We start from the raw sequence: 22,756 nt of genomic DNA, 5'->3' as shown, positions 1-22,756 counted from the left end.
TGGCTAAATGAAAGCTGTACAAATTGAAAAATATAATAAAAATTTAGAAGTAAAGGTTAGAGACATAGAGGTTCCGGAAATTAAACCTAATGAAGTATTAGTGAAAGTTGCATATGCAGCTATTAATCCTTTAGAAAAGTTGATTATAACTGGAAGTGTAAAATTAATACAAGATTATAAAATGCCTGTAACTTTGGGAAATGAATTGACAGGCGTTGTTACTAAGCTTGGTAATAAGGTGAAGGACTACCATATAGGAGATGAGATTTACAGTCGTCTCCCTATCGATAAAATAGGTGCATTTGCAGAATATGTTGCAGTCGATGCCAATGCTATTTCTACGCTGCCAAACAATTTAAATCTTGAAACAGGAGCAGCGGCACCATTAACAGGTTTAACAGCATATCAAGCAATTACTGAAGAATTACAAGCAGAATCTGGAAAAACATTATTTATTCCAGGTGGATCGGGCAGTTTTGGTCAAATGGCTGTGCCAATTGCAAAATATTTAGGATTAAAAGTAATTGTTTCAGGTAGTCCAAGATTAAGAGAACAATTTATCGCAAAAGGTGTAAATCAATATATAGATTATAAAAGCGAAAATTATTGGGACACTTTAGCTAATGTGGATTATGTGATTGATACGCTAGGTGCAAATGAATTTGATAAAGAATTATCTGTAATGAAACCAGGAGGAACAATAGTCAGTTTAATTAATGCGCCAAATAAGCATTTTGCAGAAAAAAATAATTTCTCATTGTTTAAGAAGACACTATTTACAGTTGCAGGTAAAAAATTTGATAAAAAATCCAAACAAAAATCTATAGATTATCGCTTCATTTTTGTACGTTCTGATGGTGAACAACTGGAAGAACTAACTAAAATTATCGAAAGCGATCACATTGTCCCAGATGTAGATGATCAAATATTTACAATAAATGAAATCAATAAAGCATTAGACTACACATTTAATCACCATACAAATGGTAAAGTTTTAATAAAAGTTGATGAGACACTAGGAGATATATAATGATGAAATCATTACAATATCAAAATGTACCTAATAAATTTGTAACATCTAACAAAAATACGCAATTCGCCTACAGGATTTTAGGAGAAGATAATAATAAAACACTACTATTACTAACACATCTAGCTGCGACGATGGAAAATTGGGACCCGAAGCTTATTAATACTTTAAGTGAAAAATATAGAGTGATTGTATTTGACAACAAGGGTGTCGGATTATCTAAAGGAAAAGTTCCTAATACGATAGAAGAAATGGCAGAAGACGTTTTAGAATTTATAGATGCACTGCAATTGAATACCATTAATGTACTAGGGCTTTCGATGGGTGGAATGGTTGCTCAAGAGTTAGTAAAAATTGCTTCTGAAAAGATAGATAAGCTTATCTTAGTAGGGACAGGACCAAGAGGTGGAGAAGGTATAGAAAAAATCATTCCAATTGCTAATAAATTAAGCTTCAAAGCAATACTTCACGCTAAAGATCCTAAGTATTATTTATTTTTTAACCAAGATGATGTTGGAAGAACTAAGGCAACTGAATATCTTAAAAGGTTAAAAGAAAGAAAAATAAATAGAGATAAAAAAATAACATTATCTCCATACATCAAACAATTAAAGGCGATAAAAAAATGGGGTAATGCGAATAGAGAGTCTTTAAATTATATTGATATGCCTACACTCATTGTCAACGGAGACAATGACAAGATGGTACCTACTCAAAATAGCTTTGTGTTGGCAGATGAAATTTCATATTCAGATATAAAGATATACCAAAATGCTGGACACGGTTCTTTATTCCAAGAACCAATAGATTTTTGTGAAAGTGTAAATGAATTTATAGGAGAGTGACGATTTGTCTGTTTTATTTCAAGAAAAAACATTACCTAACGGTAATATTATTAAGAATAGGTTTTTTAAATCAGCAATGAGCGAGACGTTAGCTTCTAAAACAGGCGTTCCAACATATACATTGATTAATTTGTATAAAAAATGGGCACAAGGTGGCGCAGGTATTTTAGTAACTGGGAATGTGATGGTGGATAGTAATCATATTGGTGAACCAGGTAATGTGGTTTTAGAAAGTGCATCACATTTAGAAAAGTTTAAAGAATGGGCACAAGCAGGAAGAACAAATGATACTGAAATTTGGATGCAATTGAATCATCCAGGAAAGCAGTCACCTAAATCTTTGACTAAGCAACCTGTTTCACCAAGTGGTGTAGCAATGAAAGGGTCAATCGCAAAAGGATTTAACCAGTCAAGAGCATTACATGAAGTGGAAATTAAAGCTATAGTTCAGCAATTTATAACAAGTGCTGTTCTTGCTCAAGAAGCAGGGTTTACTGGTGTTCAAATACATGCAGCGCATGGCTACTTAGTAAATCAATTTCTATCACCTATAGAAAACAAACGAACGGATAAATATGGTGGTTCCAGTCAAAATAGAATGAGATTATTAGTCGAAATTTATGAAGGAATTAGAACTGAATTAGGTGAAGACTTTAATATAAGTTTAAAACTTAATTCAGAAGACTTTAAAGTTGGAGGATTTTCGAAAGAAGATTTTATTGACGTTGCTAAAAAGCTAAATGAGTTAAAGATAGACTTAATAGAGATATCTGGTGGTAACTATGAAGATCCTAAAATGGCTGGTAGCGACAAAGAAGCAGCACCTTATTTTATTAGTTATGCATCCTTATTAAAAAAAGAAGTGAGCACGCCTATTGTCGTTACCGGTGGCTTTCGCTCTGTAGCATCGATGGAAGGTGTAATTATTCAAAATAATACGGACTTTATAGGAATGGCAAGACCGTTTATATTGAAACCAAACATTGTTAATGATATTAAAAGCAATGATTTTTCGAATATCACTCTCCCAAGATTAACTACCGGTATTAAAAATATGGACAAAGCGCTAGGCCCAATATTAGCAAATAGTTATTACAATCAACAAATGAAAAGAATTGGCAATAATAAAAGTATCATAATAAAGAAAAATGCATGGCTTCCTTTATTATCTAGTTTTAGCCAACATGGCAAGACTGCCTTAACTCGTTTAAGAGAGTAAACATATAAATCAAATAAATGTTAATGGATAATTCAGATGTAGGTAATCATAAATAAGAAAAGCAATGTATACTTTACTAGTGCACATTGCTTTTCTTATTTATTTGGTAAAATCATTCTCATATATAAAGTAAAGTTACAAACTTATCTCTTAATTATGCAGAGAAGTTATACTACTTTCAAAGAAAGCATTTAAAGTCAGAATATGATCAAGATATTCTAAAAGCATTTTCTATTATAGAAGAACAACAAAAACGTGAAGATTTAACAGATGAACAAAGAGCATTTATTACACATACTAAAGTAAATTTTGAAAACTATATTAATAGTTTTAACAATAACAAACCCATCTAATGAAGAAATTATTGAGAATAATTCAGTAGAGTTTGACTCTAGTATCAATATTTAGTTCTCTAAAAAACACTTAGGCACTTTAGTCGGTTGTGATCTAACACAATCGGCTATTTTTCTTTATCTTTTTAAAGCAATTCAGAACTATATCAAGTGATAAATAATATAATAATATGACAGTTTTGTCATTTTTATTATCGTGTTTAAAAAAATCATAATTTTGTATATTTTAAATTAAATTTTTATAGGAAATTTGAGAAAATATATATTGAAATTAACTTTAAATTTTGGTATATTCTGTAAAGGAATGGAGGGTTGCTAATGACATATATGAATTTTTGGAAACAAACTTTTGATTATAAGAGTAAATCTAGTTTTAAAGATCTTATAACATGTTTGTTTATAAATATTGTAATATTAATTTTAATAATGGCTCTTGGAGTTATTGTGCCATTCAAATGGGAAAATACTATTGTTGATTTATATTATATCGTTTTATTATTAATGATTTTCCCTATGATTGCTATGATAGTAAGAGTTATTAGAAACTATAGATAGTTAAATATTATTAAATAAAGAGCTACATAATAGTTCTTTATGCAAAAAACCTCTCCCAATCTATTAAATTTAATAGGTTGGGAGAGGTTTTTCTTTTTGGCAAAATTTAGATAGAATAAAACGCACGAAGACTCCAAAGATATCGTGCGATTCAGCTCAAATTCGATCAGAACTTTAAATTATATTTTAACGGCTTCTTCTATTGAATAGTTCCAATTATGTTTGTCTGGAAGTGTTCTATTTTGGATAGAGGTATAAGTATTAAATAAATCTTGTGTTATGCTTCCTGCACTATGATTGTTTATTGTTAATATATCTTCATTATATTTTATTTCACTAACGGGCGTTATGGTATGCAATGTATTTGTACAGAATATTTCTGTTAATTTTCCTTCTTTATAACTTTCAAATACTTCTTTTATACTAATTTGGCGTTCTGTTACTTGATAACCTAAATCTGCTGCAAGTTCGATTACGGATTGTCGTGTAATTCCTGGGACAATGCTACCGTTTAAGCTTGGTGTAATGATTTGATTGTTTATGACAAGAAATACATTCATATTGCCTATTTCTTGAATATAGTTTCTATTTATACCGTCTAACCATAATACTTGATCGTATCCCAGTTGTGACGCATTTAAAGTTGCTAAGTATGAAGAAGCATAATTACCACCAAATTGTGTATAGCCGGCACCACCTGGTACTGATTTAACATAGTTATCTTCAACATAAACTTTAAGAGGGCTAGGTAGATTGTAATTTGAATTAGTAGGTAATGAAGATATAAATGTTATAAGCTCATAAGTTTCGGATTTACTAACACCTAATTTACTTTCAGAAGCAAACATGACAGTTCTAATATAAATTGAACTATTATTATCATTTTGGAAAAATTCTTGCTCATCATTAATAAGTTGATTGATTCCTGAGATTAAACTTTCAATTTCCACTTCAGGCATTTCTATTCTTTTTAAAGACGTATTAAATTTTTCTAAGTGTGCATGTAGTTTGAATATATGTGTTGAATGGTTAATATTGAAGGCAATCATATCTTCAAAAACTGTTTGACCGTAATGAAGACATTGTGCACTTGGAGATATTGTGATTGGAGCGTAAGGTTTAATTTGAGGTGATGACCAACCGGTTGTTGATTCATATGATAAACACAACATTTTATTACCAAATTGGGACTCACTTTCATCTGATCTTTCTACTGAAGTTGATTTGTTTAAAGTTTTGTTATTCATTATAAATTGCCTCCTGATTATAAATTACTAATGTGAAATATTATATCAGCTAGATTGACCTAATTCAATATATATTTCGAAAATTCTGAAAATTAATAAAAGTGTTTATTATTTACGATGATGATATACTTTTATTGTTAAAATTTTATTTGGAGGTGACAATCATGTTTATTACTTTGGGTTTGTTAATTTTGTTTGTTATTAGTTATATAGTAGATTTTAGACAATATAAGAATGTGTTTTTGTTAGGTATGTTTCTTATTAGCCTATTTAGTAGTATCGTTGTGGGATTACTGATACCATTCTTAAATTTGCATATGAATATAAATTATCTTTTAATGACTAATATAATATATGGTTTAATAGTTATTGTAGTTATGCTCTTGTCACTTTTGAATTTAAAGAAAAAGATAGCAAACGAAGGCAGATTTGTAACGAACATGATTGTCTTAGGATACGGTACATTTATCTTTTTAAACTTCATGATAATTTTATTTAAACCACATTTATTTGTAGATTATTTTAATGGATTAATAGTAATCGTGATTTCATTCTTCTTTTATTATTTGAATTTGATATTTATTCTTCATAATCTGTACTCTTGGATTTTGAGTGGTGTTGCTAAAAGGAAGAAAAGTGATTTTATTATTGTTCTCGGAGCAGGTATTATTGGTGAAAAAGTAACGCCATTACTAAAAGCAAGATTAGATAAAGCAATTAAATTAAAAAAGAAAAGTTTAGATACGTTGATTATTGTGAGTGGTGGGCAAGGACCCGATGAAAAAATTAGTGAAGCTGAAGCAATGCGACGATATTTAGTAGATCAAGGGATTCGAAATGAAGATATCATTATGGAAGACAAGTCTACAAATACAGAAGAGAATCTAGTGTTTTCAAATAAAATAATGGACAAATATAAATCAGAAGCAATTGCTACAATAGTTTCAAACCATTTCCATATATTAAGAGCTGCATTTTTATCGAAAAAACTTAATATGAATGCTACTGTAACGGGTGGTTCATCAAAGTCTTATTTTTATCCGAATGCATATATAAGAGAGTATTTAGCTATTTTATATATGTATAAGAAGACACATATAATAGCAATTATAGTCATGTTAGCATTGGTTATTTCATATACATTATTAGCAGGTTAATAATAAAAACTACCAACAAAGTAAATACTTTGTTGGTAGTTTTTTGATATTATTTATCGGGTGTCCAAATGACAATGTCTTCACCAGATTGGTTTTGTTGTTCTATATCTTGGAAACCATGGTTTAAGAAGAAGTCTTTAGATTGATTACGTGCGATGCATTTGATAGGTAAATCAAATTTCTTAGCATATTCTAGTAGTTGTTTACCATATCCTCTGTCTTGATAATCTTTAAGCACTTCGAGTTTCCATAAAATATGGTAATCATTAAATTCTGGGAAGTATGTTTTTTCAACTTCATCTTGTTTAAATAAGCACATTCTAGCTACGAGCTTATCACCAACATAAATACCATAAAATGGTGAATCTGAGCTAGCATCTATCATTCTTCCTTTTAATTCTTCAACCATATATAAACCTTCGTTGCCGAAGTTACGGAATTGTTCGAATGCTTCTTCAGTCTTGTAATTAATTTGTAAATGTTCTACTTTTGCCATGATAATCCCCCTTAATCTTTTCTTAATTATACTTCATTTACATAAAATTTTAAATTATAAGCCGTTAGATTGTTTTATTAACCTACAATCTTTATACTATTGGTAGTAATTAATTTCGAAGGAGAAAGACTCGTATGGACTGTATGAAGACTGTAATTGATCAACAAAATAGCTTTATAGATAGATTTACTAATCAAAGTGATGAAATTTTGAATTTTTATGAATATAAGCCTGGCCAACAATCTGAATTTGAAAGACGTTCTAAATTAAAATCTAATGGTAGAGAAAAAGAACTATCAGAAGTGATTCATAGTTATATGGCTGATTTAAATTTATCAGACAAACAACTTAAGAATATTGAGAGTTTAAGAGATGGTCACAAAGTTATTATCGGTGGTCAACAAGCAGGGTTATTTACTGGACCACTTTATACATTTCATAAAATTATTTCTATTATCATTTTAGCGAATGAACAAAGTGAAAAGTTAAATACACCAGTTGTTCCGGTTTTTTGGATAGCGGGAGAAGATCATGATTTTGATGAGGTAAATCATACATACGCTTATGATCGCATTTCAAGACAGTTAAATAAAGTGAAGTATAACACTTTAGAACCACCAGAAAAAAGTGTATCACAGTATGATTTTGATAAAGAACTTGTCATGGATGCATTAAGCAACATGTATCGTTCTATAGGGGAAACAGAACATTCAAAAGATATTAAAAACATGGTCATAGAAGCAATAGAATCATCTGAATCTTGGAGTGACATGTTTAAGGTTATAACTAATGAAGTGTTTAAAGAACATGGTTTATTATTAATTGATGCGAACTATTCAAAATTAAGAGAAATCGAAATTCCATTGTTTAAAGAAATAATAGAGAACCGTGAAAAAATTGATGATGCGTTTCGAAATACACAAGATCAATTTTCAGAAGTTATTAAAAAACGTATGATTTTAACTGATAGTAATGTACATTTATTTTTTGACTACAATGATAAAAGACAATTGTTAATGTATGAAGAAGGACAATTTTATTTAAGTAAGGACAATGACGTTACTTTTAGTAAGGATGAATTAATTAATATGTTAGAAAGACATCCTGAAAGGTTCTCTAATAATGTTGTAACAAGACCATTAATGGAGGAATATTTATTTAATACTTTAAGCTTTATTGGTGGACCAAGTGAAATTATATATTGGGGTGAACTCAAAGGTATATTTGATGAATTGAATATTGAAATGCCTATTGTTACCCCAAGAATGCGCATTAGTTACTTAACTCAAGAGAGTAAGAAATGTATAGACACCTATAATCTTGATTTAGATTCAGTACTTCTAAATGGTGTTAAAAAAGATAAAGATAAATTTATTAGAGAAAAAGCATCTGATGAAGTACTAAGAGAAATTGACCGAATAAAAGAAGTACAAACAAGTTTTCATCAAAAACTCATTAGTGAAATTGGTGAGAATTATCAAAATAGAAAATTGATTGAAAAGAACAATCAAATACATCAACATCAGTACCAGTACTTAATAGATAGATATTTATTGAACATAGAAAGAGAAAATGAAATAAGCATGAGACATTTTGAAACAGTGGAGAATACTTTACATCCTCACCAAGGATTACAAGAAAGAGTATGGAATCCTATACAATTGATGAATCAATTTGGGATTACTATGTTCAGTCCCTCCACTTATCCACCACTTTGTTATACTTTTGAACATATTACGGTGGAACTATAGTTATAGCAAGGTTTAACACTCAATTTACGAAATCGTAAATTGGGTGTTTTTTTTACTATTTACACAAATTTTAATAAATATTGTATAAATAGTGGAGGATTGTGGGGGAATGTGGTAAATTATAAATAAGGTGAGGTGAGATAAAATGTTCATGGGTGAATATCAACATCAATTGGATACTAAAGGGCGTATGATTGTGCCTTCTAAATTCAGATATGATTTGAACGAACGTTTTATTATCACTAGAGGCCTAGATAAATGTTTGTTTGGCTACACACTTGAAGAGTGGGCGCGCATCGAAGAAAAACTCAAAACCTTACCTATTACAAAAAAAGATGCCCGTAAATTCATGAGAATGTTCTTCTCAGGAGCTGTTGAAGTTGAGTTAGACAAACAAGGACGTATAAATATCCCTCAAAATTTAAGAAGTTACGCTAATTTAAGTAAAGAATGTACAGTAATTGGTGTTTCTAACAGAATTGAAATTTGGGATAAAGCTACGTGGAATGATTTTTATGATGAATCTGAAGACAATTTTGAGGACATTGCGGAAGATCTCATTGATTTTGATTTTTAGGAGTGGAGTAAATGTTTCATCACGTATCCGTACTATTAAAGGAAACTGTAGATAAATTAGATATTAAACCCGATGGTACATACGTTGATTGTACATTAGGTGGAGCTGGGCATAGTTTATACCTAGTTGAACAATTAAATGACGAAGGCAGACTTATTGCAATCGATCAAGATGAAACAGCAATTGAGCATGCTAAAGAGATTTTGAAAGACCACATGCACAAAATAATTTTTGTACAAGACAACTTTAGAAATTTAAAACATATATTAGAAGAACTACAAATTAATGATGTAGATGGCGTACTATATGACCTTGGTGTATCTAGTCCACAACTTGATACACCAGAACGAGGCTTTAGTTATCACTATGATGCAAAGTTGGATATGAGAATGGATCAGTCCCAATCATTATCTGCTTATGAAGTGATAAATGAATGGTCATATGAACAACTTGTGAAAATCTTTTTTAGATATGGTGAAGAAAAATTTTCAAAACAAATAGCTAGAAAGATTGAAGCAAGAAGAGAACAAGTACCTATAGAAACGACTTTCGAATTAGTGGATTTAATTAAAGAAGGTATTCCAGCCGCTAGAAGAAGAAAGGGCGGACATCCTGCTAAGCGTGTATTTCAAGCGGTTAGAATTGCAGTGAATGATGAGTTAGGTGCTTTTGAAGAATCAATTGAAGCAGCTATACAGAACGTGAAAGTAGGAGGAAGAATCTCGGTAATTACTTTCCATTCTTTAGAAGATCGTTTGTGTAAACAAGTCTTCCAAGAATATGAAAAAGGACCAGATGTACCAAGGGGATTGCCGGTTATACCGGAAGAGTACAAACCGAAATTGAAACGAGTAAATAGAAAACCAATTATTTCTGATGATCAAGAACTAGAACAGAACAACAGAGCTAGAAGCGCAAAGTTAAGAGTAGCAGAAATTTTGAAGTAAGCAGAGGAGTGGCAATTGAATGGCAGTAGAAAGAATATATCCAAATTATAGACCTGATGAGTGGCAAGAGCCACAACTCGAACCACAGAAGAAAAAAGTTACAAAGACCAAAGTTGTAAGAATATCAAGAATCGAAAAAATTGTATACATATCATTAATAACTATGATTGCGTTGATAAGTATTTATATGCTATCTTTAAAAATGGATGCGTATAACAACAAAACTCAAATTGCGGAATTAGATAGTAAAATCGAGCAGCAACAAACGACAAATAGTGATTTGAAGACAGAATCTATGAAACAGTCGTCATATGAGCGTATCTACGAAAAAGCTGAAGATTACGGTCTGAAGTTGAATAATGACAATGTAAAGGTAGTGCGTAGTGATGCCCAAAATTAAAATAAAGAAAAATAAAATAGGAGCAGTCCTCTTAGTAAGCTTTTTCGGACTGCTCTTTTTTATATTGGCCGTAAGATATTCATATTTAATGATCAGTGGACATTCCGCTGGTGAAGATTTAGCTTATAGAGCGAGTGAAAAATATTTACGACAATCTGTTGCAGAACCAGAACGTGGAAAGATTTATGATAGAAATGGAAAAGTTCTAGCTGAAGATACTGACAGCTATAAATTAGTAGCAATTTTAGATAAAAAAATGAGTAAAGATAGTGATAAGCCATTGCATGTTAAAGACAAGAAAAAAACGGCTAAAGAATTATCGAAAATTATTGATATGGATGAAAAAGACATATTAAAAAAACTTGAAACTAAAAAAGCTTTCCAAGTTGAATTTGGACAAAAAGGTAAAGATTTAACTTATAAACAAAAGACTCAAATAGAAAAGCTTAAATTACCAGGACTTACTTTTGAAACTGAGAAAAAAAGATTTTATCCTAATGGAAACTTTGCATCTCATCTAATAGGTTTAGCAGACAAAGACCATGAAACGAATAAGTTAAAAGGTGTTTCTGGTGCTGAGAAAGTATTTGATAGCTATTTAAGTGGGAAAACTGGTAAAAACTCATACAAGCAAGATATATGGGGAATGTTAGTACCAAACAGTGAAGATAGCATTAAAGCAAAAAATGGTGATGATGTTCATTTGACTTTAGATTCAAATATACAAGTCTTCGTTGAAAATTCACTAGATGAAATGGTTGATCGCTATAAACCTAAAGATTTATTTGCTGTCGTAATGGATGCTAAGACTGGAGAAATATTAGGTTATAGTCAACGCCCAACATTTAATCCGGATACTAAAGAAGATTTCGGTAAAAAATGGGCAAATGATTTATATCAGAATACTTATGAACCAGGTTCAACATTTAAAACATACGGACTTGCTGCAGCTATAGAAGAAGGCAAGTTTGATCCTAAGAAGAAATTTAAGTCAGGTAATAGAGAAATTGACGGATTCAAGATTTATGATTGGAACGATGATGGTTGGGGCAATATACCAATGACAACAGGTTTTACTTATTCAGCTAATACTTTAATGATGAAACTACAAGACTTAGTTGGAGAAGATAAATCAAAAGCTTATTACGAAAAATTTGGATTCGGTAAGAAAACAGGTGGTCTATTTGATAGTGAAGCACCTGGACATATTGCATTTGACAATGAACTTCAAAGAAAAACATCAGCATTTGGTCAATCAACTACAGTAACACCTGTACAAATGTTGCAAGCTGAAACGGCAATATTGAATCAAGGTAATATGTTGGAACCTTATTATGTGAAATCTATAGAAAATAGAGAAGAGAATAAAACTATCAAAAAAGGTGAGAAAAAAGTTGTCGGTAATCCAGTCTCTAAAGATACTGCCCAAAAGACGATGGATGAATTAGATAAAGTAGTGAATAGTAAAGAGAGTCACGCAACCAATTATCAAATTGATGGTTATCGTGTAGCAGGTAAAACTGGTACTGCACAAGTTCCAGATACAAAAGGTGGCGGATATGTTGACGGAGCAAACCCTTACTTTGTAAGTTTCATGGGTTATGCACCAGCAAAAGATCCAGAAGTAGTTGTTTACGCTGGTATGTCATTAGCTCAAAAAAGAGATTTAGAAGCATATGAATATGGTGTTTCTCGAGGATTTAATCCTATTATGGAAAATACTTTGAAATATTTAGATGTTGAAGAAACTGAAGGCAAAGCGAAAAATAACTCTTCAGAAGTACCTGATGTTGTGAATATGAATGTACAAAAAGCAACTGATGCAATTAAAGGTAAAAAATTGGATCCAATTTTAATTGGTAAAGGTGATAAAGTTAAAAAACAATTACCTCTTAAAGGTAAAAATGTACAAGATAAAGAGAGAATCTTGCTTGTTACTGATGGAGAAATGACGATGCCTAATACTGAAAATTGGACTAAACGAGATCTATTAAAATTACAAGAAGCTACTGGTATTGATGTAGAAACTGAAGGTTCAGGCTATGTATCAGAACAATCTATTGATGAAAATCAAACGATAAAAGCTGGCACAAAAGTGACATTTACGCTTTCAAATAATCATCCAAATGGTGACAATTCTATTGGACAAGTACCAGAAGAGGATACTTCTAAAGACAAGAATAAAGATAATGATAACTAAGAGAATGAGAGGTTGAGACAATAAATTTGTCCTAACCTCACTCTATAAAAAATAAAAGAAAAGGTGAACAATTATGAATTTCTTGCTACCTGTCATTGCATTTTTATTGACTTTAATACTTGTGCCAGTTTTAATTCCAACACTTAAAAAATTAAAATTTGGTCAAAGTATAAGAGAAGAAGGACCTAAGAGTCATATGAAAAAAACAGGAACACCAACAATGGGAGGGTTAACATTTTTGCTTGCAACTATTGTTGTTACAATAATTGCATTATTCTATGTTGAACAAGTAGGTCCTCTTATTCTATTGTTATTTGTAACAATTGGATTTGGTTTAATTGGTTTTATCGACGATTACATTATTGTAGTTAAAAAAAATAACCAAGGGTTAACAAGTAAACAAAAGTTCTTTGCACAAATTGGAATCGCGATCGTATTTTATATTGTAAGTATATTGATGCCGAATTATGATTTTGAAACAGCAATTAATATACCATTTACAGATTGGTCATTACCTTTATCTGTTTTTTATATAATATTCATTGTATTCTGGCAAGTTGGATTTAGTAATGCAGTAAACTTAACAGATGGTTTAGATGGATTATCTACAGGCTTATCTATTATTGCATTTGGTTTTTATGCCATTTTATCATTTACATTAGATAAACCAGAAATTGGCTTGTTCTGTTTAGTTATGTTAGCAAGTTTAATTGGATTCTTAATTTATAATAAATACCCAGCAAAAGTATTTATGGGAGACACGGGAAGTTTAGCTTTAGGTGGTATATTTGCAACAATTTCAATTATGCTTAATCAAGAAATTACGTTGTTATTTATAGGTTTAGTATTTGTAATTGAAACAATGTCTGTGATGCTACAAGTAACATCATTTAAACTTACGGGTAAAAGAATATTTAAAATGAGTCCTTTGCACCATCATTTTGAGTTAGTAGGTTGGAGTGAATGGAAGATTGTCTTAGTATTCTGGACTACTGGTATCATTACAGGTGCAATTGGTCTATGGATTGGAGTAATGTGATATGAAGGAATATGATGCATTAAAAGGAAAAGAAGTCCTTATATTAGGATTAGCAAAAAGTGGATATGAAAGCGCGAAATTATGTAACAAACTTGGTGCATATGTCACTGTTAACGATGGTAAAGATTTATCTACCGATCCTCATGCAATTGAATTACAGAATCAAGGTATTAAAGTAATTAGCGGAGAACATCCTATTAGTTTATTAAATCATAATCCGTTAATCGTTAAGAACCCGGGTATTCCTTATAGTATTCCTTTGTTACAAGAAGCTGTAAATAAAGGGTTAGATATCATTACTGAAGTTGAACTGAGTTATTATATTTCTGAAGCGCCGATTATAGGTATCACGGGTACAAACGGAAAAACTACGGTGACTTCCTTAATCGGAGATATGTTTGGGAATAGTAAAGTAAATGGGCAAGTTTCTGGGAATATTGGGGTAGTTGCATCAAAAGTTGCACAAGATGTTACTAAAGATGATTATCTAATTACTGAATTATCATCATTTCAGCTGTTAGGAACGATTAAATATCGCCCACATATCGCAATAGTAACGAATATATACTCTGCTCATTTAGATTATCACGGAACTTTAGAAGAATATCAAAACGCTAAAAAAAATATTTTTAGCAATCAAACAGAAGATGATTACTTAATTTTTAATTATGAACAAAGACATCTTATAAATAAGGATGAAATTAAATCTAAAATTTTATACTTTTCAACTGAACAACAAGTTGATGGCATCTATATTGAGGACGGATATGTTGTTTATAATGGAATAAGAATTATCAATATTAATGATATTGTTTTACCAGGTAAACATAACTTAGAAAACGTACTTGTAGCAGTTCTAGCTGCTTTAATTTCTGGAGTAGATGTTAAATCTATTGTTCATACACTTACAACTTTCTCAGGTATTAAGCATAGACTTCAATACGTAGGCAATAATCGTGGAAATAAATATTACAACGATTCAAAAGCAACAAATACTTTAGCTACTCGATTTGCATTAAGCTCATTTAACACGCCAATAATATGGCTATGTGGAGGATTAGATAGAGGTAATGATTTTGATGATTTGATTCCATATATGGACAATGTTAGATTGATGGTTACTTTTGGTGAAACAAAAGATAAACTTAAAACATTAGGTGCGAGTCAAGGTAAAGAAGTTATACAAGCACATGATGTGAAAGATGCTGTCAATATAATACAAGATTATATTCAATCTAATGATGTTGTATTATTATCGCCAGCATGTGCGAGTTGGGATCAATATGATACTTTTGAAGCACGTGGAGAAGAATTCATTAAAAGCTTCCAAAAACATTTACCAACTTTTTAGAAATTGTATAAAAAGGAGTGACAACCGTGAATAAAAGTTCTGAAAATAAAGAGGATATATTGCAATTTGAAACGACTACTGAAGATGAACGTTTGAAAATGATGCGAAATAAAAGAAAGCGTAGACGTCAAATTCAATTAGGTGTATTCATAGGTGTTATACTCCTTGTCATTTTGATTGTTCTGTATATGTTTACAGATATAAGTAAAGTTGATCAAGTAGACATAAAAGGTGAAGAAATTGTAGCAAAAAAAGATATAAATAAAGCCTTGAATATTAAATCTGACTCGAGAATTTATAATTTACCAATTAGTGATATGAAAACGAAGATTGAAAAACTTGAAGGTGTTAAAAGTGTCACAATCAAGAGACATTTTCCTAATGATATGACAGTCGAGGTCACTGAGTATGAACCAATTGGTTTGATTAAAAATAAAAAGGGGTATGTACCTTTGTTGGAAAATGGATCAACTATAAAAAACTTATCAACAGATCTCCCAATTGATGTTCCTATTTTGAATGATTTTAGTTCGAAAAAATTAGATAAACTTATTCCTGAATTGAAGAAAGTTAAACCGAAAGTAAAAGCAATGATTTCTGAAGTCAATTATAAACCAGGTGAAAATAATCAAAATAGGATACAATTGTTTATGACAGATAATGTTGAAGTTGTTGGTGATATTCAAACTTTTGCAAATAAAATCAACTATTATCCTAGTATTTCTGATAAATTAGAGAGAGATAATTCAGGAGCATTAAAAACACCTGGATTTGTAGATTTGCAAGTTGGTGTGACATTTTTACCATACGAAACAAAAGAACAACAAAGTGAACGTTCTGAAAAAGAGGCAAAACAAGATGAAAGTGCTAAAACAGAACAAAAAAAATTAGACCAAGCGCTTCAAGATTTATCTAAAGAATTGGATAAATCAGGTGAAGAACCAAAATCATCTGAAAAATCGCAAGAATAAGTAAAAAAATCAATAAATAAACCTATAATTAGTTCACATTAAATCATCTATCATGTAAACTAATAATAGTGTAAATTTGATTATCATGTGTTAGAGGAGGTGCCTATCGATGGAGGAACATTATTATATTAGTTTAGATATAGGTTCATCGAGTGTAAAAGTAATAGTAGGAGAAAAATTTCATAATGGCATTAACGTGATAGGTACAGGGCAAACGTATACAAATGGTATAAGAAATGGCTGTATTGATGACTTTGATATCGCAAAACAAGCGATTAAAGATACAATCAAAAAAGCGGCGATTGCTTCTGGGGTAGATATTAAAGAAGTATTTTTAAAAATGCCTATCGTGAATACAGAAATATATGACGAGAAATTTGAAATACCTTTTGAAGGAACAGAAACTGAAATTAATGGAAGTCACATTGAATCGGTATTAGAAGGCATCAGAGATTTAAATGATGTACCTGAAACTGAAGTAATTGGTGTATTTCCAATGAAATTCATTGTGGATGATTTGCATGAAGTGTCAGACCCTAAAGAAATGGTTGCTACTCAATCATTAAAAGTAGAGGCAGGCGTTATCGCAACATCAAAATCACTATTAATCAATATAATTAAATGTGTTGAATCTTGTGGAGTGGATGTATTAGACGTATTTTCAGATGCGTACAATTATCAATCTATCCTATCTCCAACAGAAGTTGAGTTAGGAGCTTGTGTCATTGATATAGGTGAAGATTTAACTCAAGTCGGTTTCTATGAGAGAGGCAATCTTGTTGATGCTGATACGATTGAAATGGCAGGTAGAAGTATTACAACAGATATAGCTAAATCGTTAAATACTACATATGACAACGCTGAGAAGATTAAACAACAATATGGTCATGCTTTTTATGATTCAGCATCAGATCAAGATGTTTTTAGTGTAGAACAAATCAACGAAGATGGACATGCACAATTCACTCAGAAAGAGTTAAGTGAGATTATCGAATCTAGAGCAGAAGAAATATTCTTTGAAATATTCGATTTACTACAAGACATGGGTATAACAAATGTTAACGGTGGATTTATTGTAACTGGTGGAACTTCGAATTTACTAGGTATAAAAGAACTTCTACAAGATATGGTAAATGAAAAAGTACGCGTACATACTCCATCACAAATGGGTATACGTAAACCCGAGTTTACATCTAGTATATCTACAATATCTAGTGGAATTAACTTTGATGAGCTACTAGATTATGTTACAATGAATAATTATGATGTGGATAATGTTGAAGAAGAAACATATGAAGATGTAAATCAAGAAACTAAAGCTAAACCATATGAACAATGGTTTAAGAAAAAAACAAACAAAGACAAAAACAATGACGTAAAAGCTTCAAATTCTGATAACGACAATTACGCCGAAACAGATTATGATTCGGAAAGTCAAGAAGAGAAGCCTAGTGTATTCAAAAAATTAATGAAATCGTTATTTGATTGATGGGTCATAAAGATTAGGAGGATAATAAATGTTAGAATTTGAACAAGGGTTTAATCATTTAGCTACTTTAAAAGTAATTGGTGTTGGTGGCGGAGGTAATAACGCCGTAAACCGTATGATAGATCATGGAATGAATAATGTAGAATTTATTTCTATTAATACAGATGGTCAAGCTTTAAACTTATCAAAAGCTTCATCTAAGATTCAAATTGGTGAAAAATTAACTCGTGGATTAGGTGCTGGTGCTAACCCAGAAATAGGGAAAAAAGCTGCAGAAGAATCACGTGAACAAATAGAAGATGCTATCCAAGGTGCAGATATGGTATTCGTAACTGCAGGTATGGGTGGTGGAACAGGTACAGGTGCTGCACCTGTAGTTGCTAAAATCGCTAAAGAAATGGGTGCTTTAACAGTTGGTGTTGTAACACGTCCATTTAGCTTTGAAGGTCGTAAACGTCAAACACAAGCTGCTGCTGGTGTAGAATCAATGAAAGCTGCAGTAGATACGTTAATCGTTATCCCTAATGACCGTTTATTAGATATCGTTGATAAATCAACGCCTATGATGGAAGCATTTAAAGAAGCAGATAATGTTTTACGCCAAGGTGTACAAGGTATTTCAGATTTAATCGCTGTTTCAGGTGAAGTTAACCTAGACTTTGCTGACGTTAAGACAATCATGTCTAACCAAGGTTCAGCATTAATGGGTATTGGTGTATCTTCAGGTGAAAACAGAGCAATCGAAGCTGCTAAAAAAGCAATTTCTTCACCATTATTAGAAACGTCTATAGTTGGCGCTCAAGGTGTCTTAATGAATATTACAGGTGGAGAGTCATTATCTCTATTTGAAGCTCAAGAAGCAGCAGATATTGTTCAAGATGCAGCTGATGAAGATGTTAATATGATATTTGGTACTGTTATTAACCCAGAATTACAAGACGAATTAGTCGTTACTGTAATTGCAACAGGTTTCAATGACAAACCTTCTAATGCTCGCAAACCTCAAAGTGGTGGAGCATTTGGTGGAACTACAGAAGAACCTACTTCTAATAGAGAAGAAGGGGAATCACTAGGTAGAAAAGCTTCATTTGAAAATAAATCAGCAAATGAATCAACTGATGATAGTGATATTCCAAGTTTCATTCGAAATAGAGAAGATAGACGTTCTAGACGCTCTAGACGATAAATGAACTTAAAAAGTCATCAGGCTAAGTCCTGATGACTTTTTTTGTTAGGAGAGATGAAATGAAAGAGATATTTAGTCAGCGAAATCATTATTTAGAGTATGACATCGATAGTAGAGAAGATATAACGCTAGGTATTACAACACGTAAAGATGGTTACAGTTCATACCCAGAAAATGCCTTTAACATGGCACGTTATATTGATGACAATCAAGAAAATATTACTGCTCATCAAAAAATATTGGCTGATGAAATTGGTTTCAATTGTGAAAATTGGGTGTTGCCAATACAAACGCATGAAAACAAAGTTCAAGAGGTATTTTCAGATGATAAAGGTAAGAATATAAAAGCTTTAACAAATGAATTACATGGAATTGATGGGCTATTTACTTACGAATCTAATCTACTTTTAACAATGTGTTTTGCAGATTGTGTTCCAATATATTTATACGACGTTAAAAATAAATATATCGGTCTTTGTCATGCTGGATGGAGAGGCACATACACTCAAATATTGAAAGAAATGATAGATCAATACAATGGTGAATTAGCAAATCTCAGAATTGTGATAGGTCCGTCTACTTCTAATACTTATGAAATCAATGAAGATATATACAATAAATTCAATTCTTTACCAATAGATGCTAGTTTATATATAGAAAAAAGAGAACAAGATCGATATGGTATTGATTTGAAACGTGCTAACGAATTGTTGGCAATACATTATGGGATAAGTCCAGAGCATATTGTTAAAACGAGCCACTGTACAGCAAGTGAAACAGATTTATTCTTTTCATACAGAGTTGAAAAAGGTAATACTGGTAGAATGCTTGCATTTATAGGCAGAAAGTAGGTAAAGTTTTGAAATCAGTAGAAGAAAATTTAAAAGAAATAAATTCACAAATTTGTGACAGCTGTAATAAATCACAGTTTGACACAACACCTCAAGTGATTGTTGTGACAAAATATGTTACAATAGACCGAGCTATAGAAGCTTATGAAGCTGGATTGAAAAATTTTGGCGAAAATAGAATAGAAGGTTTCTTAGAAAAGAAAAAACATCTACCTGATGATGCTGTAATGCACTTTATAGGGTCATTACAAACGAGAAAAGTTAAAGAAGTAATCAATGAAATTGACTACTTACACGCATTAGATAGATTGAAATTAGCTAAAGAAATTGATAAACGTGCTGATCATGTTATAAAATGTTTTATTCAGGTAAATGTTTCAGGTGAAGAATCTAAACATGGTATTTCACCGGAAGAATTGATTCCATTTATAGAAGAGTTTAAAACTTTTAAACATATTGAAGTAGTTGGATTAATGACTATGGCACCTTTGACTGAAGATAAAACGAAATTAAGACAATATTTTAATCAGCTAAGAAATTTAAAAGATAAAGTACAATCATTGAATTTATCTTATGCGCCATGTACTGAATTATCCATGGGTATGAGTAATGATTTTAACGAAGCAATTTTAGAGGGTGCTTCATATGTACGAATTGGTACTAAATTAGTTGGTGAATAGGAGTGTAAATTATGGCAATTAAAGATGTATTTAAAGGTTTTTTCGTAGTTGATGAAGAAGAAGAGGTATACGAAGAACCACAAAGAGAACAAAAACAACAAACACCACAGCAAGAACCTTCTACACAAGAGAAAAAAATGAATCAACAATCTATTAAAAGTGTACCAACACAAAAAGCAAATACTACAAGATATCAATCACAACGTTCACGTGATTTTAAAAAACCTGAAAGGAAAGAGGCCATGACTGAAAAACGTACAAATTCATCTCAAACGAATGTTGTAAGCATGAGTGGTAATATGGATTTTGCGCAAAGTTCAAAAATGTGCTTATTTGAACCAAGAGTATTTTCTGATACTCAAGATATCGCTGATGAGTTGAAAAACAGAAGAACTACTTTAGTGAATTTACAACGCATTGATAAAGTATCAGCTAAAAGAATTATAGATTTTTTAAGTGGTACTGTTTATGCAATAGGTGGAGATATAAGAAGAGTAGGTACAGATATTTTCTTATGTACACCTGATAATGTTGAAGTAGCAGGATCAATTACTGAACAGTTAGAACAAGTTGAACCTTATCAAGAATAGAGGTATTAAGATATGGATAGTGGATTATTAAGTACAATTTTAGGATTTATATTATTCCTAGTTAAAATTTATCAATATGGTATGATTGTTTATTTCCTTACATCTTGGTTACCAAGCCTTAGAGAAGGCGCATTTGGACAATTTTTAGGAAAAATATATGAACCATTTTTAGAACCATTTAGAAAAATTATTCCACCGTTAGGTATGCTAGACATATCATCAATTGTGGCATTTATTACACTAAGTTTATTCTACGTTGGTTTAATCAATATATTTAATATGATTGTACCTGTTGTACCAATATTATAAATGAACAATGAATGACAGTAGGGTGGGACGAAATGTCACATCCTATTTTTTATATAATTAGAGGTGTAAAATGGATATATATCAGCACTTTAGAAAAGAAGAAAAAGAAGAAATTGATTTATTTTTAAATAAATGTGAAATAGCAGAAAGAAATTATCAACATTTATTAACTGATTTTTTAGATCCTAGAGAACAGTTTATTTTACAAACTATAGTTGGAGGATTTGATGAATTAGAAGTTCATTTTTTTGGAGGTAATAATGAATCTGAAAGAAAACGTGCAATTGTTGCACCAGATTACTTTGTTCCAACTGATGAAGATTATGAAATTGTACTAATTGAACTTACGTATCCTTCTAAATTTGTTAATCTGACGCATCGCAACGTATTAGGGACGATTATGTCTCTTGGAATAGATAGAAATCAACTTGGCGATATAATCGTAAATGGCCGAATACAGTTTGTTTTGACAAAAAGATTTGAATCATATATTATGATGGAATTAACAAAGATTAAAGGCGCAGGAATTAAATTGAGTTCTATTCCTTTCCAAAATATGATACAATCGAATGAGAATTGGAATAGTCACGATGCAACAGTTAGTGCAATGAGACTTGATGTTATAGTAAAACATATAACAAATACAAGTAGAACGATAAGTAAAAAGCTAATTGAAAGTAAACGTGTTAAAGTCAATCATAGAGAAATTGAAGTAGTAGACTTTATAGTCGAAGAGAATGACTTATTATCTATTAAAGGATATGGTCGAGCATTGATCATAGCAAACAATGGAGAGTCAAAAAAAGGGAAGTTAAGAATAACTTATAAAACTTTGTTTAAATAGTGCTAAGGAGGAAAACTTATGGCATTTACCCCAGAAGAAATCAAACAAAAAGAGTTTAGTAGAGTCCATAAAGGATTAGATGAATCAGAAGTACGTCAATATTTACAGACTTTAAGTGATGAAATTGAAAAATTAAAATCCGATAAAGATCAGTTACAAACTTTAATTAATGACAAAGATGAAAATATTAATCGTTTTAAAGCGGTTGAAAATACAATATCTGAAGCATTGTTACAAGCACAAAAAACAGGCGAAGAAACAAAACATACTGCTGTATTAAAAGCAGATGCTATTGTTAAAGAAGCTGAAGGTCGTTCGGATCAAATTATTAATGATGCACTCCAAAAAGCGCGTCATATCAGTTTCCAAACTGAAGATATGAAACGTCAATCTAAAGTGTTTCGCTCTCGTTTTCGCATGTTAGTTGAAGCTCAATTAGATTTACTGAAGAATGATGATTGGGATTATTTATTAAATTATGATATTGATCAACAACAAGTTACTGAAGAAAATATTGACATTTTGAATAAAGAAGAAGAAAATAATCAAGAACAGATAAATAATCAAATAGTAAATAGTGAAGAGGACAAGTCTAAAGAATAATGATTTGCTAAGCGAGTTAGGGATAGTGTGAGCCTGACGATTTCAATTCTTTAGGTATCACCTGTT

Annotated in this window: 23 protein-coding genes; 21 read left to right on the top strand and 2 right to left on the bottom strand. The window is 31.1% G+C overall.

All coding sequences use genetic code 11. The annotated features are described in order from the left end of the window. Positions 1 to 7: 7 nt before the first annotated feature. The 4 genes from LQ668_RS06880 (at position 8) to LQ668_RS06865 (ending at position 4,002) form a co-directional block, all read left to right on the top strand. Positions 8 to 1,030, top strand: a complete 1,023-nt coding sequence (locus LQ668_RS06880) for an NADP-dependent oxidoreductase (RefSeq protein WP_115337579.1) — start codon at positions 8 to 10, stop codon at positions 1,028 to 1,030. Further along, positions 1,030 to 1,875, top strand: coding sequence for an alpha/beta fold hydrolase (locus LQ668_RS06875; protein WP_239700305.1), 846 nt, complete (start codon positions 1,030 to 1,032; stop codon positions 1,873 to 1,875). Before LQ668_RS06880 ends, LQ668_RS06875 begins: the two co-directional genes overlap by 1 nt. Positions 1,876 to 1,879: 4 nt before the next feature. Continuing rightward, entirely contained in the window at positions 1,880 to 3,094 is a 1,215-nt protein-coding gene (locus tag LQ668_RS06870) for an NADH:flavin oxidoreductase/NADH oxidase family protein (RefSeq protein ID WP_239700306.1), read from the top strand. 671 nt (positions 3,095 to 3,765) lie between these two features. Further along, positions 3,766 to 4,002: a hypothetical protein gene (locus tag LQ668_RS06865; RefSeq protein WP_115337577.1), complete on the top strand. Its 237-nt coding sequence runs from the start codon at positions 3,766 to 3,768 to the stop codon at positions 4,000 to 4,002. A gap of 179 nt (positions 4,003 to 4,181) precedes the next feature. On the opposite strand, the gene LQ668_RS06860 is transcribed toward LQ668_RS06865, so the two are convergent. After that, entirely contained in the window at positions 4,182 to 5,249 is a 1,068-nt protein-coding gene (locus tag LQ668_RS06860; protein WP_107509574.1) for a branched-chain amino acid aminotransferase, read from the bottom strand. Positions 5,250 to 5,413: 164 nt separating this feature from the next. On the opposite strand from LQ668_RS06860, the gene LQ668_RS06855 reads away from it, so the two are divergent. After that, positions 5,414 to 6,406 carry a YdcF family protein gene (locus LQ668_RS06855; protein ID WP_078356859.1) on the top strand — a complete coding sequence of 331 codons (993 nt, stop codon included), beginning with the start codon at positions 5,414 to 5,416 and terminating at the stop codon, positions 6,404 to 6,406. 49 nt (positions 6,407 to 6,455) lie between these two features. On the opposite strand, the gene LQ668_RS06850 is transcribed toward LQ668_RS06855, so the two are convergent. Beyond that, the gene (locus tag LQ668_RS06850) at positions 6,456 to 6,902 is read right to left on the bottom strand and encodes an N-acetyltransferase (protein WP_078356860.1); all 447 of its coding nucleotides are present in this window, start codon (positions 6,900 to 6,902) and stop codon (positions 6,456 to 6,458) included. Between the two features lie 134 nt (positions 6,903 to 7,036). Between LQ668_RS06850 and bshC the strand changes: the two genes are divergently transcribed. From bshC to LQ668_RS06770, 16 genes are all read left to right on the top strand, one after another. Continuing rightward, positions 7,037 to 8,653: a bacillithiol biosynthesis cysteine-adding enzyme BshC gene (gene bshC / locus LQ668_RS06845; RefSeq protein ID WP_208143965.1), complete on the top strand. Its 1,617-nt coding sequence runs from the start codon at positions 7,037 to 7,039 to the stop codon at positions 8,651 to 8,653. A gap of 145 nt (positions 8,654 to 8,798) precedes the next feature. Then, a complete protein-coding gene (mraZ, locus tag LQ668_RS06840) occupies positions 8,799 to 9,230 on the top strand; it encodes a division/cell wall cluster transcriptional repressor MraZ (RefSeq protein ID WP_078356862.1) in 432 nt (143 codons plus the stop codon). A gap of 11 nt (positions 9,231 to 9,241) precedes the next feature. Then, positions 9,242 to 10,177 (top strand): 16S rRNA (cytosine(1402)-N(4))-methyltransferase RsmH, encoded by a 936-nt coding sequence (rsmH, locus tag LQ668_RS06835; RefSeq protein WP_078356863.1) that lies wholly within the window; start codon positions 9,242 to 9,244, stop codon positions 10,175 to 10,177. A 19-nt stretch (positions 10,178 to 10,196) separates the two neighbouring features. Further along, positions 10,197 to 10,577: a cell division protein FtsL gene (gene ftsL, locus LQ668_RS06830; RefSeq protein WP_078356864.1), complete on the top strand. Its 381-nt coding sequence runs from the start codon at positions 10,197 to 10,199 to the stop codon at positions 10,575 to 10,577. Then, positions 10,564 to 12,777 carry a penicillin-binding protein gene (locus tag LQ668_RS06825; protein WP_239700308.1) on the top strand — a complete coding sequence of 738 codons (2,214 nt, stop codon included), beginning with the start codon at positions 10,564 to 10,566 and terminating at the stop codon, positions 12,775 to 12,777. Before ftsL ends, LQ668_RS06825 begins: the two co-directional genes overlap by 14 nt. A gap of 73 nt (positions 12,778 to 12,850) precedes the next feature. After that, positions 12,851 to 13,816, top strand: coding sequence for a phospho-N-acetylmuramoyl-pentapeptide-transferase (gene mraY / locus LQ668_RS06820; RefSeq protein ID WP_218702749.1), 966 nt, complete (start codon positions 12,851 to 12,853; stop codon positions 13,814 to 13,816). A gap of 1 nt (position 13,817) precedes the next feature. After that, positions 13,818 to 15,167: a UDP-N-acetylmuramoyl-L-alanine--D-glutamate ligase gene (gene murD, locus LQ668_RS06815; RefSeq protein WP_107509129.1), complete on the top strand. Its 1,350-nt coding sequence runs from the start codon at positions 13,818 to 13,820 to the stop codon at positions 15,165 to 15,167. 26 nt (positions 15,168 to 15,193) lie between these two features. Next, on the top strand, positions 15,194 to 16,138 hold the full coding sequence (locus LQ668_RS06810) for a cell division protein FtsQ/DivIB (RefSeq protein ID WP_198644246.1): 945 nt from the start codon (positions 15,194 to 15,196) through the stop codon (positions 16,136 to 16,138). A 109-nt stretch (positions 16,139 to 16,247) separates the two neighbouring features. Further along, positions 16,248 to 17,627: a cell division protein FtsA gene (ftsA, locus tag LQ668_RS06805; protein WP_078356868.1), complete on the top strand. Its 1,380-nt coding sequence runs from the start codon at positions 16,248 to 16,250 to the stop codon at positions 17,625 to 17,627. Positions 17,628 to 17,655: 28 nt separating this feature from the next. Continuing rightward, on the top strand, positions 17,656 to 18,813 hold the full coding sequence (gene ftsZ / locus LQ668_RS06800; protein ID WP_078356869.1) for a cell division protein FtsZ: 1,158 nt from the start codon (positions 17,656 to 17,658) through the stop codon (positions 18,811 to 18,813). A gap of 59 nt (positions 18,814 to 18,872) precedes the next feature. Next, positions 18,873 to 19,664 carry a peptidoglycan editing factor PgeF gene (gene pgeF / locus LQ668_RS06795; RefSeq protein WP_218702750.1) on the top strand — a complete coding sequence of 264 codons (792 nt, stop codon included), beginning with the start codon at positions 18,873 to 18,875 and terminating at the stop codon, positions 19,662 to 19,664. 8 nt (positions 19,665 to 19,672) lie between these two features. Then, entirely contained in the window at positions 19,673 to 20,344 is a 672-nt protein-coding gene (locus LQ668_RS06790; RefSeq protein ID WP_078356871.1) for a YggS family pyridoxal phosphate-dependent enzyme, read from the top strand. An 11-nt stretch (positions 20,345 to 20,355) separates the two neighbouring features. Next, on the top strand, positions 20,356 to 20,934 hold the full coding sequence (locus LQ668_RS06785; RefSeq protein WP_078356872.1) for a cell division protein SepF: 579 nt from the start codon (positions 20,356 to 20,358) through the stop codon (positions 20,932 to 20,934). Positions 20,935 to 20,946: 12 nt separating this feature from the next. After that, positions 20,947 to 21,243, top strand: coding sequence for a YggT family protein (locus LQ668_RS06780; protein WP_078356873.1), 297 nt, complete (start codon positions 20,947 to 20,949; stop codon positions 21,241 to 21,243). 70 nt (positions 21,244 to 21,313) lie between these two features. Continuing rightward, positions 21,314 to 22,087, top strand: a complete 774-nt coding sequence (locus LQ668_RS06775; protein WP_239700309.1) for a YlmH family RNA-binding protein — start codon at positions 21,314 to 21,316, stop codon at positions 22,085 to 22,087. 18 nt (positions 22,088 to 22,105) lie between these two features. Then, complete coding sequence (locus LQ668_RS06770; RefSeq protein WP_208143963.1) at positions 22,106 to 22,690, top strand: DivIVA domain-containing protein; 585 nt, start codon at positions 22,106 to 22,108, stop codon at positions 22,688 to 22,690. Positions 22,691 to 22,756 lie beyond the last annotated feature (66 nt).

Source organism: Mammaliicoccus sp. K-M42 (assembly GCF_022386375.1).
Classification (GTDB): Bacteria; Bacillota; Bacilli; order Staphylococcales; family Staphylococcaceae; genus Mammaliicoccus; species Mammaliicoccus fleurettii.
The sequence above is the reverse complement of the archived record's forward strand: the minus strand, read 5'-3'. Positions and strand labels throughout refer to the sequence as shown.

Bases quoted from the DNA above. Each gene is read 5' to 3' on its own strand.
- LQ668_RS06855 (WP_078356859.1), top strand. From the start codon at position 5,414: ATGTTTATTACTTTGGGTTTGTTAATTTTGTTTGTTATTAGTTATATA.
- mraZ (WP_078356862.1), top strand. From the start codon at position 8,799: ATGTTCATGGGTGAATATCAACATCAATTGGATACTAAAGGGCGTATG.
- LQ668_RS06865 (WP_115337577.1), top strand. From the start codon at position 3,766: ATGACATATATGAATTTTTGGAAACAAACTTTTGATTATAAGAGTAAA.
- rsmH (WP_078356863.1), top strand. From the start codon at position 9,242: ATGTTTCATCACGTATCCGTACTATTAAAGGAAACTGTAGATAAATTA.
- LQ668_RS06880 (WP_115337579.1), top strand. From the start codon at position 8: ATGAAAGCTGTACAAATTGAAAAATATAATAAAAATTTAGAAGTAAAG.
- LQ668_RS06785 (WP_078356872.1), top strand. From the start codon at position 20,356: ATGGCAATTAAAGATGTATTTAAAGGTTTTTTCGTAGTTGATGAAGAA.
- LQ668_RS06775 (WP_239700309.1), top strand. From the start codon at position 21,314: ATGGATATATATCAGCACTTTAGAAAAGAAGAAAAAGAAGAAATTGAT.
- bshC (WP_208143965.1), top strand. From the start codon at position 7,037: ATGGACTGTATGAAGACTGTAATTGATCAACAAAATAGCTTTATAGAT.
- LQ668_RS06850 (WP_078356860.1), bottom strand. From the start codon at position 6,902: ATGGCAAAAGTAGAACATTTACAAATTAATTACAAGACTGAAGAAGCA.
- LQ668_RS06770 (WP_208143963.1), top strand. From the start codon at position 22,106: ATGGCATTTACCCCAGAAGAAATCAAACAAAAAGAGTTTAGTAGAGTC.
- murD (WP_107509129.1), top strand. From the start codon at position 13,818: ATGAAGGAATATGATGCATTAAAAGGAAAAGAAGTCCTTATATTAGGA.
- LQ668_RS06780 (WP_078356873.1), top strand. From the start codon at position 20,947: ATGGATAGTGGATTATTAAGTACAATTTTAGGATTTATATTATTCCTA.
- mraY (WP_218702749.1), top strand. From the start codon at position 12,851: ATGAATTTCTTGCTACCTGTCATTGCATTTTTATTGACTTTAATACTT.
- pgeF (WP_218702750.1), top strand. From the start codon at position 18,873: ATGAAAGAGATATTTAGTCAGCGAAATCATTATTTAGAGTATGACATC.
- LQ668_RS06860 (WP_107509574.1), bottom strand. From the start codon at position 5,249: ATGAATAACAAAACTTTAAACAAATCAACTTCAGTAGAAAGATCAGAT.
- LQ668_RS06825 (WP_239700308.1), top strand. From the start codon at position 10,564: ATGCCCAAAATTAAAATAAAGAAAAATAAAATAGGAGCAGTCCTCTTA.
- LQ668_RS06875 (WP_239700305.1), top strand. From the start codon at position 1,030: ATGATGAAATCATTACAATATCAAAATGTACCTAATAAATTTGTAACA.
- ftsL (WP_078356864.1), top strand. From the start codon at position 10,197: ATGGCAGTAGAAAGAATATATCCAAATTATAGACCTGATGAGTGGCAA.
- ftsZ (WP_078356869.1), top strand. From the start codon at position 17,656: ATGTTAGAATTTGAACAAGGGTTTAATCATTTAGCTACTTTAAAAGTA.
- ftsA (WP_078356868.1), top strand. From the start codon at position 16,248: ATGGAGGAACATTATTATATTAGTTTAGATATAGGTTCATCGAGTGTA.